General features: G+C 50.6%; 16 protein-coding genes. 6 read left to right on the top strand and 10 right to left on the bottom strand.

Annotated features, from left to right (window positions below):
- Positions 1-340: 340 nt before the first annotated feature.
- The 3 genes from AC007G_RS12635 to AC007G_RS12645 all read right to left on the bottom strand — a co-directional run bounded on the left by AC007G_RS12635 (position 341) and on the right by AC007G_RS12645 (position 2,790).
- A complete protein-coding gene (locus AC007G_RS12635; protein WP_047664800.1) occupies positions 341-880 on the bottom strand; it encodes an ester cyclase in 540 nt (179 codons plus the stop codon).
- 76 nt (positions 881-956) lie between these two features.
- The gene (locus AC007G_RS12640) at positions 957-1,676 is read right to left on the bottom strand and encodes an SDR family oxidoreductase (protein ID WP_032700097.1); all 720 of its coding nucleotides are present in this window, start codon (positions 1,674-1,676) and stop codon (positions 957-959) included.
- A 4-nt stretch (positions 1,677-1,680) separates the two neighbouring features.
- Positions 1,681-2,790, bottom strand: coding sequence for an alkene reductase (locus tag AC007G_RS12645; protein ID WP_046852649.1), 1,110 nt, complete (start codon positions 2,788-2,790; stop codon positions 1,681-1,683).
- A gap of 100 nt (positions 2,791-2,890) precedes the next feature.
- Between AC007G_RS12645 and AC007G_RS12650 the strand changes: the two genes are divergently transcribed.
- Complete coding sequence (locus AC007G_RS12650; RefSeq protein WP_049266388.1) at positions 2,891-3,802, top strand: LysR family transcriptional regulator; 912 nt, start codon at positions 2,891-2,893, stop codon at positions 3,800-3,802.
- Positions 3,803-3,958: 156 nt separating this feature from the next.
- Here AC007G_RS12650 and brnQ read toward each other — a convergent pair whose 3' ends face one another.
- The 4 genes from brnQ to AC007G_RS12670 form a co-directional block, all read right to left on the bottom strand.
- Entirely contained in the window at positions 3,959-5,128 is a 1,170-nt protein-coding gene (gene brnQ / locus AC007G_RS12655; RefSeq protein ID WP_032695937.1) for a branched-chain amino acid transport system II carrier protein, read from the bottom strand.
- An 83-nt stretch (positions 5,129-5,211) separates the two neighbouring features.
- Positions 5,212-6,018 (bottom strand): PhzF family phenazine biosynthesis protein, encoded by an 807-nt coding sequence (locus AC007G_RS12660; RefSeq protein WP_047664797.1) that lies wholly within the window; start codon positions 6,016-6,018, stop codon positions 5,212-5,214.
- Complete coding sequence (locus AC007G_RS12665; protein ID WP_032695935.1) at positions 6,005-6,661, bottom strand: helix-turn-helix transcriptional regulator; 657 nt, start codon at positions 6,659-6,661, stop codon at positions 6,005-6,007. Before AC007G_RS12665 ends, AC007G_RS12660 begins: the two co-directional genes overlap by 14 nt.
- Before the next feature lie 13 nt (positions 6,662-6,674).
- The gene (locus AC007G_RS12670; RefSeq protein ID WP_064793949.1) at positions 6,675-7,037 is read right to left on the bottom strand and encodes a RidA family protein; all 363 of its coding nucleotides are present in this window, start codon (positions 7,035-7,037) and stop codon (positions 6,675-6,677) included.
- A 376-nt stretch (positions 7,038-7,413) separates the two neighbouring features.
- On the opposite strand from AC007G_RS12670, the gene AC007G_RS12675 reads away from it, so the two are divergent.
- On the top strand, positions 7,414-7,866 hold the full coding sequence (locus AC007G_RS12675; RefSeq protein ID WP_094898579.1) for a GNAT family N-acetyltransferase: 453 nt from the start codon (positions 7,414-7,416) through the stop codon (positions 7,864-7,866).
- Between the two features lie 37 nt (positions 7,867-7,903).
- Positions 7,904-8,995, top strand: a complete 1,092-nt coding sequence (locus AC007G_RS12680) for a helix-turn-helix domain-containing protein (protein ID WP_228724099.1) — start codon at positions 7,904-7,906, stop codon at positions 8,993-8,995.
- On the opposite strand, the gene AC007G_RS12685 is transcribed toward AC007G_RS12680, so the two are convergent.
- On the bottom strand, positions 8,937-9,992 hold the full coding sequence (locus AC007G_RS12685; protein WP_479466607.1) for an alpha/beta hydrolase family protein: 1,056 nt from the start codon (positions 9,990-9,992) through the stop codon (positions 8,937-8,939). The two genes, AC007G_RS12680 and AC007G_RS12685, sit on opposite strands and share 59 nt — an antisense overlap.
- Before the next feature lie 247 nt (positions 9,993-10,239).
- Complete coding sequence (locus AC007G_RS12690) at positions 10,240-10,581, bottom strand: TonB family protein (RefSeq protein WP_099001057.1); 342 nt, start codon at positions 10,579-10,581, stop codon at positions 10,240-10,242.
- Positions 10,582-10,842: 261 nt separating this feature from the next.
- On the opposite strand from AC007G_RS12690, the gene AC007G_RS12695 reads away from it, so the two are divergent.
- Positions 10,843-11,136: a hypothetical protein gene (locus AC007G_RS12695; RefSeq protein ID WP_099001058.1), complete on the top strand. Its 294-nt coding sequence runs from the start codon at positions 10,843-10,845 to the stop codon at positions 11,134-11,136.
- Positions 11,137-11,244: 108 nt separating this feature from the next.
- Here the strand turns inward: AC007G_RS12695 and AC007G_RS12700 are convergent, their stop codons facing one another.
- Positions 11,245-12,132: a LysR family transcriptional regulator gene (locus tag AC007G_RS12700; RefSeq protein WP_032700105.1), complete on the bottom strand. Its 888-nt coding sequence runs from the start codon at positions 12,130-12,132 to the stop codon at positions 11,245-11,247.
- A gap of 159 nt (positions 12,133-12,291) precedes the next feature.
- Here AC007G_RS12700 and AC007G_RS12705 point away from each other — a divergent pair, with 159 nt between their 5' ends.
- Positions 12,292-12,873: an isochorismatase family protein gene (locus AC007G_RS12705; protein WP_099001059.1), complete on the top strand. Its 582-nt coding sequence runs from the start codon at positions 12,292-12,294 to the stop codon at positions 12,871-12,873.
- 80 nt (positions 12,874-12,953) lie between these two features.
- Positions 12,954-13,706, top strand: coding sequence for a pirin family protein (locus tag AC007G_RS12710; protein ID WP_099001060.1), 753 nt, complete (start codon positions 12,954-12,956; stop codon positions 13,704-13,706).
- Positions 13,707-13,955 lie beyond the last annotated feature (249 nt).

The raw sequence follows: 13,955 nt of genomic DNA on the forward strand, positions 1-13,955 counted from the left end.
AACAATGTTTGAGAAATTAGCCAAACTTTTATTATATTAGTCAAGAAACACCTCTTTCCAATCTCTTTGTGCAACTTAAGTTGTGTGCAGTGAAAGTTATAGAAATCAAGTATAACATGTTATTACATACAGTTTTTTTAATGAATTTTTCGACAGAAATCACTTTAAGTCAAGTTGTAGAGTCAATTTCATCTGTAGTGAGATGTGGTATGAATTTGATCTAAGCATCGTCCGCTTCTGGCACGGAGCCGACTATCAGATTCGGCCCCGGTCAGTTCATCAACTTTATCAGTCAGTCTGCCTGGCTCCCGGGCAGCATGCTCCTTCCTGAGCCGTCATTTTATAACACGCCCAGTTGTTTCATCAGAGCCAGGTTATCTTCAAGATGCCAGTTGGCGATGATTTTATTATTTCTGACCTGATAGATATCCGTCGCGATAAAATCAACCTGCTGGCCCTTACCTTTCAGTTTGCCGAAGGTTCCCGTGAAATGTCCGCGGAAATGCAGATGTGATACGACTCGATCGCCTGCAACAATCATCTGCTCAACCTCGCAACTCAGATCCGGGACAGCGGTACGGAAGGCGCGAGAGGCCAGAAGTGCGCCTTCCGGTCCCTGTTTGCGGCCCTCAGGCGGCGTCTTATCGACAAAATTATCGGCCAACGCCTCACGGGCCAGAGCTTCATCACCCGTATTCCAGAATGTCGCGTAACGTCTCGCGACGGTTTCAAGCGCAGCCTCGCGAGCTGATAACAGGTTGTTTTCCGCAATCAATTCATGGGGTTTCACCAGCTCAAGCGGTGCAGAAAACGCAGCGCTGGCCACGGATAGCAGCATAAGCGCCACCAGCCGGGAAGGATAAATCGTCAACTTTTTCATAAAAAAGTCCTGTGTGTTGCCTCAAAGAAACAGGTGACCCGGGCACATTCAACCGCTTGCGGGTAAAACGTGAGGATTAGTGAATCAGCGCGCCGCCTTCGATATCCAGCAGGGTTCCGGTGACAAAGGGATTGTCCATCACGAACAGATAGCCTTTTGCGATGTCCTCTGCCCGCCCGAAGGCTTTTGCCGGCAAATTTTCAGCGGCAGACGCAAGCAATTTTTCGCGGGCAGCAGGATCCATGCCTGCGTAAGCCTCGGTATCCGTCAGCCCCGGACTCACCGCGTTGACCCGCAGCGGAGAAAGCTCCTTCGCCAGCACCTTAACGGCTGACTCCAGGGCCGCGTTCATGGTGGTCTTGACGATAGCGCCCGCGACAGTGCGGCGGGAAACAAAGCCGCTGGTCAGCGTCAGGGTACCCCGGGCCTTAATATTTTTACTCAGATGCCTCGCGACATGGATACTGCCCCAGAATTTGGTATCGAAAGCCAGTCGGGCCTCGTTAAGATTCAGTGAAGCGAGCGCCCCGCCGGGTGCCTGCGATCCCGCCGTCACAATAACGTTATCTACCTCTCCGAGCGTCTGGCTAAGCTGAATCACCTCCTCCTCTTTGCTGATATCAAGGACGACAGTATCCACAGATGCGCTTTTCTGGCTCAGTAACTGTCTGGCCCGCGCCAGCTTTTCACTGTCCCGTCCGGCAAGGATCAGGCTTTCTCCCTGTTCAGCCAGAGCACTAGCCACAGCAAAGCCAATGCCGGAAGTCCCGCCAATGATTAATGTTTTTTTCACCATCACTTTATGCCTCGTCGGTTTTGTAGCACGGATAATCGGTATAGCCTGCGCTGCTTCCGCCAAAAAGCGTGGCGGGATTGCTTACCGTCGTTAATGGAAGGTTATTCCTGAGCCGGTACGGCAGGTCAGGGTTGGCAATGAACGGGCGGCCAAAGGCAAACAGGTCGGCCAGCCCCGCCTTCAGTAGTTTGTCCACTTTGTCCTGGGTATAATTTCCGGCGACAATGAGAGTGCCGCTAAAGGTAGCGCGTAATACTTCACGAAAATCAGCAGGAACCTGGGGCGCATCGTCCCAGTCAGCCTCTGCCAGATGGATATAAGCGATACCTTTCTTTTCACACCATGCAGCCAGCGCGAGGATCGCGTCAATCACCTGCGGGTCGTTCATTCCGCGCTGGGTGATGAACGGGGAAAGGCGTATGCCCGTGCGCGTCGCGCCGATGGCGTCGCTGATGGCTTCCAGCACCTCCTGCGCAAAACGGATCCGGTTAGCCAGGCTGCCGCCATACTCATCGGTACGTTGGTTCGATGTCCGGCGAAGAAACTGATCGATCAGATAACCGTTACCGCCGTGCACCTCAATACCATCAAAACCGGCGCTGATGGCGTTTAACGCGGCCTGCCGGTAATCAGCAATTATCTGCTGAATATCGGCATGCTCAAGTGCCCGCGGCTCCGGACAGTCGACCATATGTCCTTCCCCCTGCTCATCAACAACCCATACCTGAGCATCCGGCGCGAGCGCAGAGGGCGCGACAGGTTTGCCATCTGCATGGAAACCCGCATATGACATGCGCCCAACATGCCAGAGCTGGGAAAAGATAATGCCTCCTGCGTGGTGAACGGCTTCTGTGCTCAGCCGCCATCCTGCAACCTGTTCAGCGGAGTGCAGACCGGGTGTCCAGGAGTACCCCTGCCCCTGAGGTGAAATCTGCGTAGCTTCCGTAATGATCAAACCCGCGCTGGCGCGCTGCTGGTAGTACGCCGCCATAAGTGCTGAAGGCACGTTTCCCGGCTGTAACGCCCGCGCCCGGGTCATTGGCGCCATCACGATCCGGTTTTTCAGGCTGAGAGTCTTCAGCTGGTAGCTATCAAAAAGTGTACGATTTTCCATTTTCTATCCCCCGTAATGAATTGTTGAAAATACTTTACGTGGTGAGAGATATTTTGATAATGGCATTAAAATATGATTGTCTTTTCAGGATTACTGAATAATGGGAAAGCTTGAAGATATGGCACTGCTGGTTGCAGTGGTGGAGGCAGGCGGGCTTTCAGCCGCTGGTCGCCATATGGGACTCTCGCCCGCCACCATGACCGCCAGGCTGAAGGCGATTGAGGAGCGTTATCAGACCCGTCTATTCCACCGCTCCACTCGCGCCATTACCATGACTCGTGCCGGTGAGGAGTTCTATCACGCTGCACTGCGCGTACTGGATGAAATGAACCATGCTGAGTCGCTACTTACGCAAAAAGAAGGGGTGCTCAGCGGTAATATCCGCATTTCGGCCCCCTCCGATTTTGGCCGACAGTATCTCAGCCCGGCCCTGCTCGATTTTTCCCGGCTGCATCCGGCAGTGAAAAGCTCGGTATACCTGGGCGAAAGCGTCAAAGATCTGGTAGCCAATCGTCTGGACATGAGCATTCGTTTCGGAAACCTGCCCGACAGCAGCCTGGTCGTCAGAAATATCCGCCCGAATCATAGGGTTCTGGTCGCCTCAGCCCACTATCTCCGGGCGGCAGGCACACCAGGTTCCATTGATGATTTACACAACCACCGATGCCTGGCGCTGGAACTGCGAGGAAGGGTCATGAACGAATGGCGTTTTGAGCACGACGGTCAACAGAGCACATTGCGCTTTACCCCAGCCATGGTATGCGACGATGGCGCGCTACTCCGCCAGTGGGTGCTGGCGGATGCGGGTATTGCCAGTAAGTCATGGTGGGATGTAAAGCGTGATGTGGAGCAAGGCAGACTGCAACTGTTGTTTGCTGAAAGTTTTATTGGGTTTAGCCGCCTTGATAAAAAAAATGTCGGGCTGCAATTTGTCTACCCGCAGCGACGGCTGCAGCCGCTGCCGGTTACCGCCTTCACTCAGTTCTTTATCGACTGGCTGGAAAATGAGTAGAAATCGACGGCCTGCTCCCCGTATTTTAATTCACCGTTACGTTACCTGGCTCGAAGCGCAGAGAAAGCAAGGCCATAAGATCCGCTATGAGCGAAGAGCGGAAGCTGAAGTTCACGTGCTAACTGAAGGACAACTTCCGAAGTCGCGGCTGTTCATTTAGGATTTTACGAACAGACTCATTATCCCCACTCCCAGGGCGCTATAGAAAAGCAACTGATACAGATTAGTCGGCACTTCTATCCATTTTCGAACGATGCCCAGCGCAACCACGACCAGCGCAGCAGGATAAATGGCGCACAGCACGGGAACCGCCATTTCGGTGAGAGAGTTCAGTCCCAGCACGGCAAGTGCTGCTGACACCATCAGGGATAGCGTCACCAGCAGCCCATAAGACGCGCCGGTCGTCTGGTTGAAATAGCGCGCCGTTCCGGTCGTCAGACCAATAGCCGTGACCAAACAGGCCAGGGTAATGATCGCCGCCAACAGCACCTGACCATAAACGCCAAAAACAGTTTCGACATAGGCGCTCATCACCTGCATACCGTTCATTGCGCCCTGCACCGGACTATGGGACCCCATCGACAGATAGCAGATATAAATCACAGCCAGACCTGCGGCAGCGATAAAGGCTGCGGCGGTGGAATGAGTGAAGATACCCCGCGGATGGTTGACCCCCCGCTCCTTGAGCGTATGAGTGATAATGGCACCGAAGCATAGCGCACTGATCACATCCAGGGTTTGATAACCGTTGACGAATCCTGTACCGAACGCGCGAGTTTCATACGCGGCTGTTGCTGTTGTGAGTTCGCCAATAGGGTGTAACCAGGCACACACGCCGATAAAAATCAGGGCACTTATTTTAATCGGCGAAAGGAAGAAACCGACAATTTCCAGTAGTTTTCCCGGTTTTGCCAGCGTCGCGCCAGCAAGGCCAAAGAAAGCGGCGGAAAATATCATCTTCTGCATCAGGGAGCTACCCGTGCCGTCGGTGATGACTTCGTAGCTAATCGTCGCGGTGCGCGGCGTGCCAAAGAACACCCCCAGTGTTAAAAAGCAAATGCCAATAAAAATCAAGCCCGGCCATTTGCCTAAGGGTTTCGTTAATTCCGCAATATCACCGCCATTAATGGCAAGGGAAATAATCGCCAGCGCCGGGAATAAAACCGCTGTGATAATAAAGCCAAAGCCTGCATTAAAGGCGTTTGCGCCCGCCTGCATGCCGACCAGCGGCGGGAAAATAATATTGCCTGCGCCCAAAAAAAGCGCAAGTGTCATCCCGCCAAGAGCCATTGTCTCTGGCAATGAAAGTCTGGTGTTTGCTGTCATTATTAACTCTTATTATATAAATATCATACTCTGGAAGGCGTGGTCATTATCTGCCCGGTCACCGTTCCGGTCATACATCGTCATTACAACTGGAATATCCCTTCGATGGTCATGCGTGCGAAGCCATGCAGTTCCACGCGCCCGTCATCGCGAACCACACAGCGCAACGCCCCTTTACGCTTCCCGCCTTGTTGAGCGGTCAGAACATTTTTCCCCGTACGCGCCGCCCAGAACGGAGCGAGGAAGGTGTGTGCCGATCCCGTGACCGGATCTTCGTTCACGCCGACCTGCGGGCCGAACCAACGGGACACAAAATCAAACTGGTTATCAGCGGCGGTCACGATCACGCCGCGGGTGTCGAATACAGCCAGCTTGTTGAAGTCAGGATTAAGCCCGTCGATGATGGTTTTGTCATCGACCAGTACAATCAGATCGTCCGATTTCCACACCCCTGTAACGCCGCCGGTAATGCCAAGGGCTTCCAGAAGTCCGTCAGGCGTATCAATCTTCGTGACCGATTTAGCCGGGAAGTCCATGCACAGCTCATCCCCGTTCTTACTCACCGTCAACAGGCCGCTACGGGTGTGGAAGCCGATAGTCTCTTGTTGGTAGCCAAGCTTGTTGAACAGCACCCAGGATGCTGCGAGAGTGGCATGACCGCACAAATCCACTTCAACCGCAGGCGTACACCAGCGCAGTTGATACCCCTCCTCGACCGGCACAAAAAAAGCGGTTTCAGAAAGATTATTCTCCGTGGCGATGGCTTGCAGAACATCATCAGGCAGCCACTCAGTTAACGGGCAAACGCCCGCCGGGTTGCCGCCAAAAGGTTGAGTGGTGAAAGCATCAACCTGATAAAAAGGAATTACTGCGGTGTCAGGCTTTGTCATTTAATTTATCCAGATAGTTGTAAACGGTGTACCGGGTGACACCCAGCGCTTTAGCGACGTGATTAACGCTGCCTTTAATCTTGAAAAAGCCCTGAGCATGTATTTCAGAAATAACCCGCTTTCTGAAATCGATTTTACTTTCTGAACCCGTAGGTCTGAATTTCGAAATAACCTCATCCAGGGATTTATCCTGAATATCACCCAGCGGATTTTCTGGTGTTTCAGCCGCGGCGGCCGGATGGAGTAAATAGTCCAGATCGCGTTTGAGTTTTAACACCACGTCCATATCGACGTTAATGCAGAAAGCGACTAACGGCACGCCGTCATCGCTGTAATAAATCGTCGATGCGCTATTCAACGTGGTGCCAGAGAGTGTGGTGGTGGTATATCCACTGAATACCTGACTGGGAACACGCTTCGAGGCATCCAGTAAGCCTAAGAATCCCGTGTCATTTTCCGGGCCGGACAACAGCGCATCACCGGCTTTCCTGCCGCTGACGTGTCCATTAATGATGTTTATCACGGACGCTTCGGGACGGGTAAGGTCATGCAGCACCGCTTCTGTGTTTAAGGGAAGCGTGGTTCTCAATGCTTCAAGCGAAGCCGTCAGAATAGTGATTAAACGTTCACGTTCGTCTTTCATTTTGCTCTCCCCATCAGACTACGGCCTGGACTTCTATTTCGACGTCTAAATCAAAAGCAAGGCGGCTGGTGACAACGCTCCTTGCGGGGAAACCTTCCGGGAAGAACGCGCTGTAAGCGGTATTGAATTCGCTAAAGTGCTCCATGCTGCTTAGCCAAACCTGGACTTTCACAATGTTGTTCAGCGTGGTATGCGCTCGCGCCAGAGTTTCCCGGATGGCATGCATGATATGCCGGGTCTGCTGGGCGACAGAGCCATACAACGGCTCACCTTCGGGGCTCATGGCGACGTGCCCGGAAAGAAAAACAAACCCGTTCACCCTCACGGCGTCTGAAAAGGGAAACGGTTTGGTCGTGGGGTAGCGTACGATAGACATGTGTCAGATTTGCCCTAAAGAAAGTTGAGTAGCACGGTAGCATGACTTCATTTGCAATTAAACAAAATTATCATTTTAAACATTTGTTGATTTTATCACGGTCATTTATCTCCCCTCGCTGAGCATCGACAGATATTTTGTTGACGGGACTGGACATGCCCTGAACCCTGTTTGAGTACTCTAAGTCCGGGCATGCCCGCCTCTGGCACGAAGCGGACGAGTTAACTGAGTGGAAGGTGCGCTCTGAGCGAGGGGCAGATCAGACGTTGCCGCAACGGGAGATTTCGCTCCCGGCTGTTAAGTCGCTGGAGTGGGACTGCAGCTTTTGCCGTCAAAATCCTTTATGCTGTGCCAAACTCCTGTACAGGGTATGACCATGATAATAGTAGAGAAAGCAGACCCGTTAGATGCAGAATCTCATCGGTTAATCGAAATGCTGTCATCAGAACTTGCCGCTATTACCGGTGATAATGGCAAAAGCCATTTTGCCATTGACGCAATAAATGGCGACAATTCATTATGGGTCCTGGCAAGGAATACTCGTGGCAATGCGATAGGATGTGGCGCTATCAGGCCAGTAACACAACATATAGCTGAGCTTAAGAGGATGTTTTCAGACCGAAGCGAGCCTGGTGTTGGCCGTGCTTTACTCCGTTTTCTGGAAACATCGGCAAGGGAGATGGGATACAGCGAACTCTGGCTAGAAACCCGGCTCATCAATCATAAGGCTGTCCGTTTTTACGAAAAAAATGGATATGTCCGTATTGAAAATTATGGTCCCTACATAGGCAGGAAAGAGGCCGTTTGTTTCTCAAAGGCATTGCATTAATGGCGTCCTATGTCCGCTTATGGTTGAAGGAGACAGATTGCCTTCATGGGTGCAAATATTCCTCGTGAATTTTTATGATGGTACTGTGGTTATGTTTTCTGTTCCCTTCCCTGTTATTACTTTGTTTGCACTATTGTTTTTAATAGTCGTTGCGCTATTTCCTGAAAAAAATCGCCACAGCGGTACCCTGCGTTTTCTTATCGCCTGCACAGTCCTTCTTTCTGTAAGCACGCTGCGCTGGGAATACGAGTCAGCCATGCTCAGGAATATTCAATCCGTCCTGGCAATACTTCTGCCCCCTCTCGCATGGCATAGTTTCATCTCAATGACTGAAACCAGTAAGCAACGTCGCTGGCTAGTGCTGCTTTTACCCCCGACCATTGCATTTTTGATCAGGATAGTTTGGCCGGTTGCGACTGATTTCATCCTGTTTATCCTGTTTATGGGATACGGATATGGTCTCTTTCGTATTGCATGGCAGGGGGAGCATCACTTCACGCTGAACCGACTGGCGGAGTCAGCACATACGGTAAAGATGGCTTTTTTCGCCGGCAGCTTTCTGTGTCTATCTGCGCTGACAGATCTTGCGATTATATTTGACTTCAACATCACCGGTGGAAAACAGGCCCCGGGTATGATTGTCATTTTCCAGATGGCGCTGCTTCCTCTCATCGCCGCGGCGATTGTCAGCGCGGGAAGGACAACGGTATCAGGAAATGATAACCGGGAAGAAACGCCCCCCGAAAGTGTTGTGAGATCCTCAGGAGAGTTTGAGGCGATTTATCGCAGACTCGAGAAACAAGTCCGTGAAACACAGATTTATCTTAATCCCGACCTGACGCTGAGTGTTCTGGCCAGAAAAACAGGCATACCCGCGCGACATCTTTCAAGCGCCGTGAATTCTGTGAGTCAGTGCAATATATCGCAGTGGATCAATGGCTTCAGGATTGAACGGGCAAAGGAGCTGCTGTTAAACCCCCTGCTGCCCGTGACGGATATAATGTTGGAGTCGGGATTCACCACTAAATCAAATTTTAATCGTGAATTTCTGCGCGTTTGTGGTGTGTCACCTACTTTGTTCCGGCAGAAGATGCAGTGTAATCAAGCGAAGAATTCAGGAACTCACTGATCTTACGAACCAGATTTTGATGAATACTCGATCTCTTTGCATGGGGGCCATCCTGGCAAACAACTTCATCGCCAGGTGATTCTTCGTTCAGGAGATTTTCAGCACCGGGTTTACAAAGCTGCATGAAACTGAAATGTGTTGCGCCTTCGACGATCTCATATTGCCTCCAGCCTGGGTTCATTTTGGCAGCCAGATACCCAGACTCCTGTCCTGCAGGTAATTCTGCCAATCTGTCCGCCTGTGCGGCTAAAATCAGGACTGGAATGTTAATAGCATTCAGACTCTGAGGGGTAAACCCCGGCGCTAATCCTGAGTCAAGAGAGACGACAGCCCGGATCCTTGCATCCCTGTTATTTGCGGATATTTTTTCCACGGAAAGCGCGTCATTAATGCCCAGCTTTTCTGTTAACCGGCAGTCGCCGCGTTTGGGATGGTTTTGACAATCGTTGATAAACAAGGAAGGGTTAAATCGCGCACCCGCTAGCGACATTACTGTCCATCCGCCCAGAGAATGCCCTAAAGCCGCAATACGCTCCTTGTCCGTTGCCCCGAAAAGTGCCGGGGAGTCGATGACGAAATCAATAACCCGGAAAATATCGTGCGGACGTCGCCACAGCTTTTTAGCCTCTGGAGGATTCTGATCAAACGTAGTCGTGCCTGGATGATCCGGGGCGGCAACAATATATCCCTCTGCGGCCATCGCCGCAGCAATCCAGGACAGATTCCGCCAGTTGCCGTTGTATCCGTGCGAAATAACCAGGAGAGGATGTGCTCCAGGTAATGGTGGCGCATCGGGGTTCACCATAACGCCAACAAAAGCGGGATTACCTCCAGTATTCACTGCTCTTCCCTCAGAAGAGGCTGGATACCACACCGTCACATTTAGAGTTTCCGACTTTGGGTCTGATAACTTTATCTGACGAAAGCCTGGAGATGCCTGTACTTGTATGACGTAAAAGAAGACAGACAATAAACAAAAAACGCGTATGCACATCATAATATTCCTGTGGAGATGAATTTGTGCAACTTGTATATATCAGGTTCGGTATCCGGGCGTCCTGGAACACGATTGAGGTCGTGAATTTGGTTTTTTTCAGCATTTTACATGTACATCTCTTACATCAGAGTGTCTGAGTGTCACTCCCAATGCATTATGCGTTGTTGCTATGTAGTCGCTAAATTGAGATATCCGTCTTGGGGATGCGGACGTTTTCCTGGACGGGTTATGTTGTCAGCAACAGGTGCTAACGTCTGGTGGGGCGAATCATGACTACTATTCTGTGATCTTTTCCCGGTTTCCCTTTTTCATAGCGCCATTCATTTTTCATGATACTGATGACTTTATGTTCAAACTCCGGAGTAGTTGTCGATTCAAGGATTTGTGTATTCTGAACTCTTCCGTTTGCATCAACATCAAACTGTACCCGCAGGGCACCCGGCAGTAGCTTTCCGTTCTTATCGTGAGTGGTGATAGCTATAGTTGCAGAGGAAGTGCTGCCAGAGGGTGTGCTGTCGCTTGCCTGTGTACCAAAGCAGACAGCCAGAAGAAATGGCAGGATGAGAGTGAGTAGTCTGATAGATTTCATAAAGCGTCCATGTCTTAAAATTAACCATATGATAGATATCCTTAATGGTTAAGTACACAGCCAAACAACCCAATGAAGATGGCACAAAGAGGCAGCGAGATAGTCAGCGCCTGCATAGCTGTATCGACGCAATTCGCCTTGCTTTTAAGGGCGGCCTGCAGGATTTGCTGCTGACTCATCAGTCATATTGTTCTTCACCCCATACCGCTATCCGTTTCGCTGCTAACATCAGGCTTAAAAAAATTGCGAAGAACTCTTTGCATGACTGATACCGCAGCAAATGAGATAGCGCCACACTTACCCTTACTCTTTGAAAATGAAGCCAATGGGATTCTTCAGGATCCGATCGGTGCGGGGATCGTGCTGTATGTTTGTCACATGGGTCTGGCTCTCACCGGCACTGGCTTTTACTCCTTTGCTGGCGCGCTTATCTTCTTTGGTCCAGGCTGGAACTTCCTGTACCTGCCCTTGTTACAACAACATTCAGTTCTGCTGAAAAAGGTCTGGCTCAGGCTGCGAAACCGATCTGCCAGCGATATCGGCTCTGGCAGATAGGTTTGGTCTGCTTCCAGGTCAAGCTGAATGCAAAAGCGATGATGGTGGGTTCAATCAGCGGTAAATCACCCACTGTAACGAGTATGACCGGGAGCAACACAACGCGCGTCAGTCCGCCTTCTCGCTCAGCTTCTCACGCATAAACTCAATAAAAACCTGCGTTTTCGCAGGGAGCAGTCGCGTTTCAGTCAGAGCATAAACCGTGACCGCTTCAGCCTTCCAGTCAGGCAATACCCGGGTCAGTTTATTATCCGCAACGTCTTCCCCGACAATTTTGTCAGGCAAAATCGCAATACCTGCTCCCATTGAGGCAAAACGACGCATCATACCAATGCTGTTCATCTGAAAGCGCCCGGAAGTTCTGATGCTAATCCGGCTTTCTTCGCGATATAAGTGCCAGTGACCGGGCTTATCCTGCCGCATACCAATACATTCATGATCCGTCAGCTCATCAGGGTTACCGGGATTGCCATTCTGAACTAAATAGTCGGGGGATGCGTAAAGGCTGCGTGAAAGCGACCCGAGCTTGCGTGCAATGAGGCCGGAATCGGGCAGACTCCCCATGCGAACTGCCAGATCATAGGGCTCCGACACCAAATCAACATTTCTCGGCGTTAAATCAAAATCGAAGCTGATACCCGGATAGCAGTCCGAGAACGCTTTAATCAGCGGCGCGAGAATCACCACCGCAAAATCGGCCGGCAAAGAGACTCGCAGCATACCCTGCGGCTGAGCCAGGAGAGAACCCAGCTGCTCATGCGCCAGACGTGCTTCATCAATGATGCGCCGGCTTCGTTCGTAATAAATCTGACCGGCTTCGGTCAGTTCAATCTTGCGCGTCGTCCGGTGTAACAGCCTGAGGCCGATAAACTTTTCAAGCTCATTTATTTTACGCGACAGCGTGGAATTTGGCATGCCCAGAGCCTGAGCTGCGCCACGAAAACTGCGCGCTTTGACAACTTCGACAAAGTAGGACATGTGGTTAAGAAGTTCCATGTTTATTGTGCCATGAATGGAATATTCAATTCTGATTTTAGCTATTTATCCCAAAAATTAACAGGATATACTTTAAATATTCGCAGGGGAAAACCTGCATAACCCCTGACAAATACTATATACGTCAGTCAGTTAACCAAAACCCACAGGATTAATTTTATGAGCTTTGAAAAATTCACCTCTGACAATGCCGCCATGCTGTTGATTGACCATCAGGTCGGCACCATGGGCTGGGCTAAATCCATGGCGTTTGACGAACTTAAACGCAATGCGCTGATGCTGGCTAAATCTGCCGCCATTCTGGATATGCCGGTGGTTCTTACCTCAAGCATGGAAGAATATGCGCAGGGGCCGCTGCTTGCAGAACTGAAAACTATTCTGCCAGAAGAATTTGAAGCACGAATCAAACGCATGGGCATTGTTAATGCCATGGACGATGAGAACTTTGCCGCCGCGGTTAACGCTACCGGCAGAAAGAAACTGATTATTGCAGGCGTAACTAACGATGTCTGTACGGTCTACCCGGCGCTGTCGCTGGTTGCTGCCGGGTTTGACGTACAGGTTGTTGCGGACGCCGGTGCCTCACCAACCAAAATGGCTGATGACATTGCGCTACGCCGTATGGACAAAAATGGCATTACCCTGACGACAACTAACCAGCTAATTGCTGAGCTGGCAGGAAGCTGGGCAACACCTGAGGGGGAGAAATTAGTCCAGGTATTAATGGAATCCTTTCAGTAATGAATAAGCCAGCAGCCTCGTGCGGCAGCGCTTTACGCCTTCCGTGCGGGTCTGCCTTCCCGGATAAAAGAATCACAACAATGCTTAAAATTGAAAACAGCAGAAAACAATCGCATGGCTCTGGCGGATTCGGTATCGATATCCTCTGGCCGGGAATGGTACAGAATTCAGATGACAGTGGTATTGGGGCAATTGGCCGTATTGACCAGGCAAACGTAAAAGCGGGAACGGTCATTCCCATGCATCCTCATAAGGATGATGAAATTCTCACTTACATGCGTAAATGCAGAATGCTGCATCTGGACACGGTCGGTAATGAGGAAGAGATTACTGATACCCGACTGATGCTCATGAACGCCGGACATACCTTCCAGCATGAGGAACGCATTCTGGGTGAAAAAGGTGAATCAATGCAGTGTCTGCAGATTTTCATTCGCCCCTCAGAAACCAACCTGACACCTCAGGTTCAGTTTCATGATTTCGGCACGCCTTACAGTGACAATAACTGGCGGCTGATTGCCGGCCCTGAAAACGCACCGTTAACTTTTCGTTCTCAGACGTGGGTACAGGACGCGCGGCTTGCTGAAGGTAGCGAGCTGACGCTGCCGGCGGTTCCGGTCAGTAGCGCGGTGCGCCTGTTATATGTCTTTGAGGGCGCAGCCCGGGTTGGTGAAATCGCCCTAAATACTGGTGAGAGCATGATTATCGAAGACGGCGACGTTCACACCGTCATCGCGCTGGATACCACTGATCTGGTGCTCTTCACCACTGATCCCGCGGCAAAAGTATTCCGTGGCGGTATGTTCAGTGGCAATATGCGCCCGCACCGGTAAAGGTATTTATAAAATTTCACAGCAGCTCAGTCATTCTTTTCAATTGACAAGCAGAATACAGCACTTTGAATTTTTCACTCACCGACGTTGAGTGATGTTTATCACCCGGAATCCGGATATTACTTTTTAATTTTAATTCAATATTAAAAACATCATGTATTACTGAAATTTTTATGTATCCAGTCAGCATACTGAACACCTGCATTAATTTTTTGTTCTTTATTAATACCGCGCTGTTTTACCGACCTG

Source organism: Klebsiella sp. CSG-1 (assembly GCF_056521145.1).

Coding starts and splice junctions, on each gene's coding strand:
- AC007G_RS12660 (WP_047664797.1), bottom strand. CDS start 6,018: ATGACAAAGCCTGACACCGCAGTAATTCCTTTTTATCAGGTTGATGCT.
- AC007G_RS12645 (WP_046852649.1), bottom strand. CDS start 2,790: ATGGAAAATCGTACACTTTTTGATAGCTACCAGCTGAAGACTCTCAGC.
- AC007G_RS12695 (WP_099001058.1), top strand. CDS start 10,843: ATGACTGATACCGCAGCAAATGAGATAGCGCCACACTTACCCTTACTC.
- AC007G_RS12650 (WP_049266388.1), top strand. CDS start 2,891: ATGGGAAAGCTTGAAGATATGGCACTGCTGGTTGCAGTGGTGGAGGCA.
- AC007G_RS12705 (WP_099001059.1), top strand. CDS start 12,292: ATGAGCTTTGAAAAATTCACCTCTGACAATGCCGCCATGCTGTTGATT.
- AC007G_RS12710 (WP_099001060.1), top strand. CDS start 12,954: ATGCTTAAAATTGAAAACAGCAGAAAACAATCGCATGGCTCTGGCGGA.
- AC007G_RS12685 (WP_479466607.1), bottom strand. CDS start 9,992: ATGATGTGCATACGCGTTTTTTGTTTATTGTCTGTCTTCTTTTACGTC.
- brnQ (WP_032695937.1), bottom strand. CDS start 5,128: ATGACAGCAAACACCAGACTTTCATTGCCAGAGACAATGGCTCTTGGC.
- AC007G_RS12640 (WP_032700097.1), bottom strand. CDS start 1,676: ATGGTGAAAAAAACATTAATCATTGGCGGGACTTCCGGCATTGGCTTT.
- AC007G_RS12700 (WP_032700105.1), bottom strand. CDS start 12,132: ATGGAACTTCTTAACCACATGTCCTACTTTGTCGAAGTTGTCAAAGCG.
- AC007G_RS12635 (WP_047664800.1), bottom strand. CDS start 880: ATGAAAAAGTTGACGATTTATCCTTCCCGGCTGGTGGCGCTTATGCTG.
- AC007G_RS12690 (WP_099001057.1), bottom strand. CDS start 10,581: ATGAAATCTATCAGACTACTCACTCTCATCCTGCCATTTCTTCTGGCT.
- AC007G_RS12670 (WP_064793949.1), bottom strand. CDS start 7,037: ATGTCTATCGTACGCTACCCCACGACCAAACCGTTTCCCTTTTCAGAC.
- AC007G_RS12665 (WP_032695935.1), bottom strand. CDS start 6,661: ATGAAAGACGAACGTGAACGTTTAATCACTATTCTGACGGCTTCGCTT.
- AC007G_RS12675 (WP_094898579.1), top strand. CDS start 7,414: ATGATAATAGTAGAGAAAGCAGACCCGTTAGATGCAGAATCTCATCGG.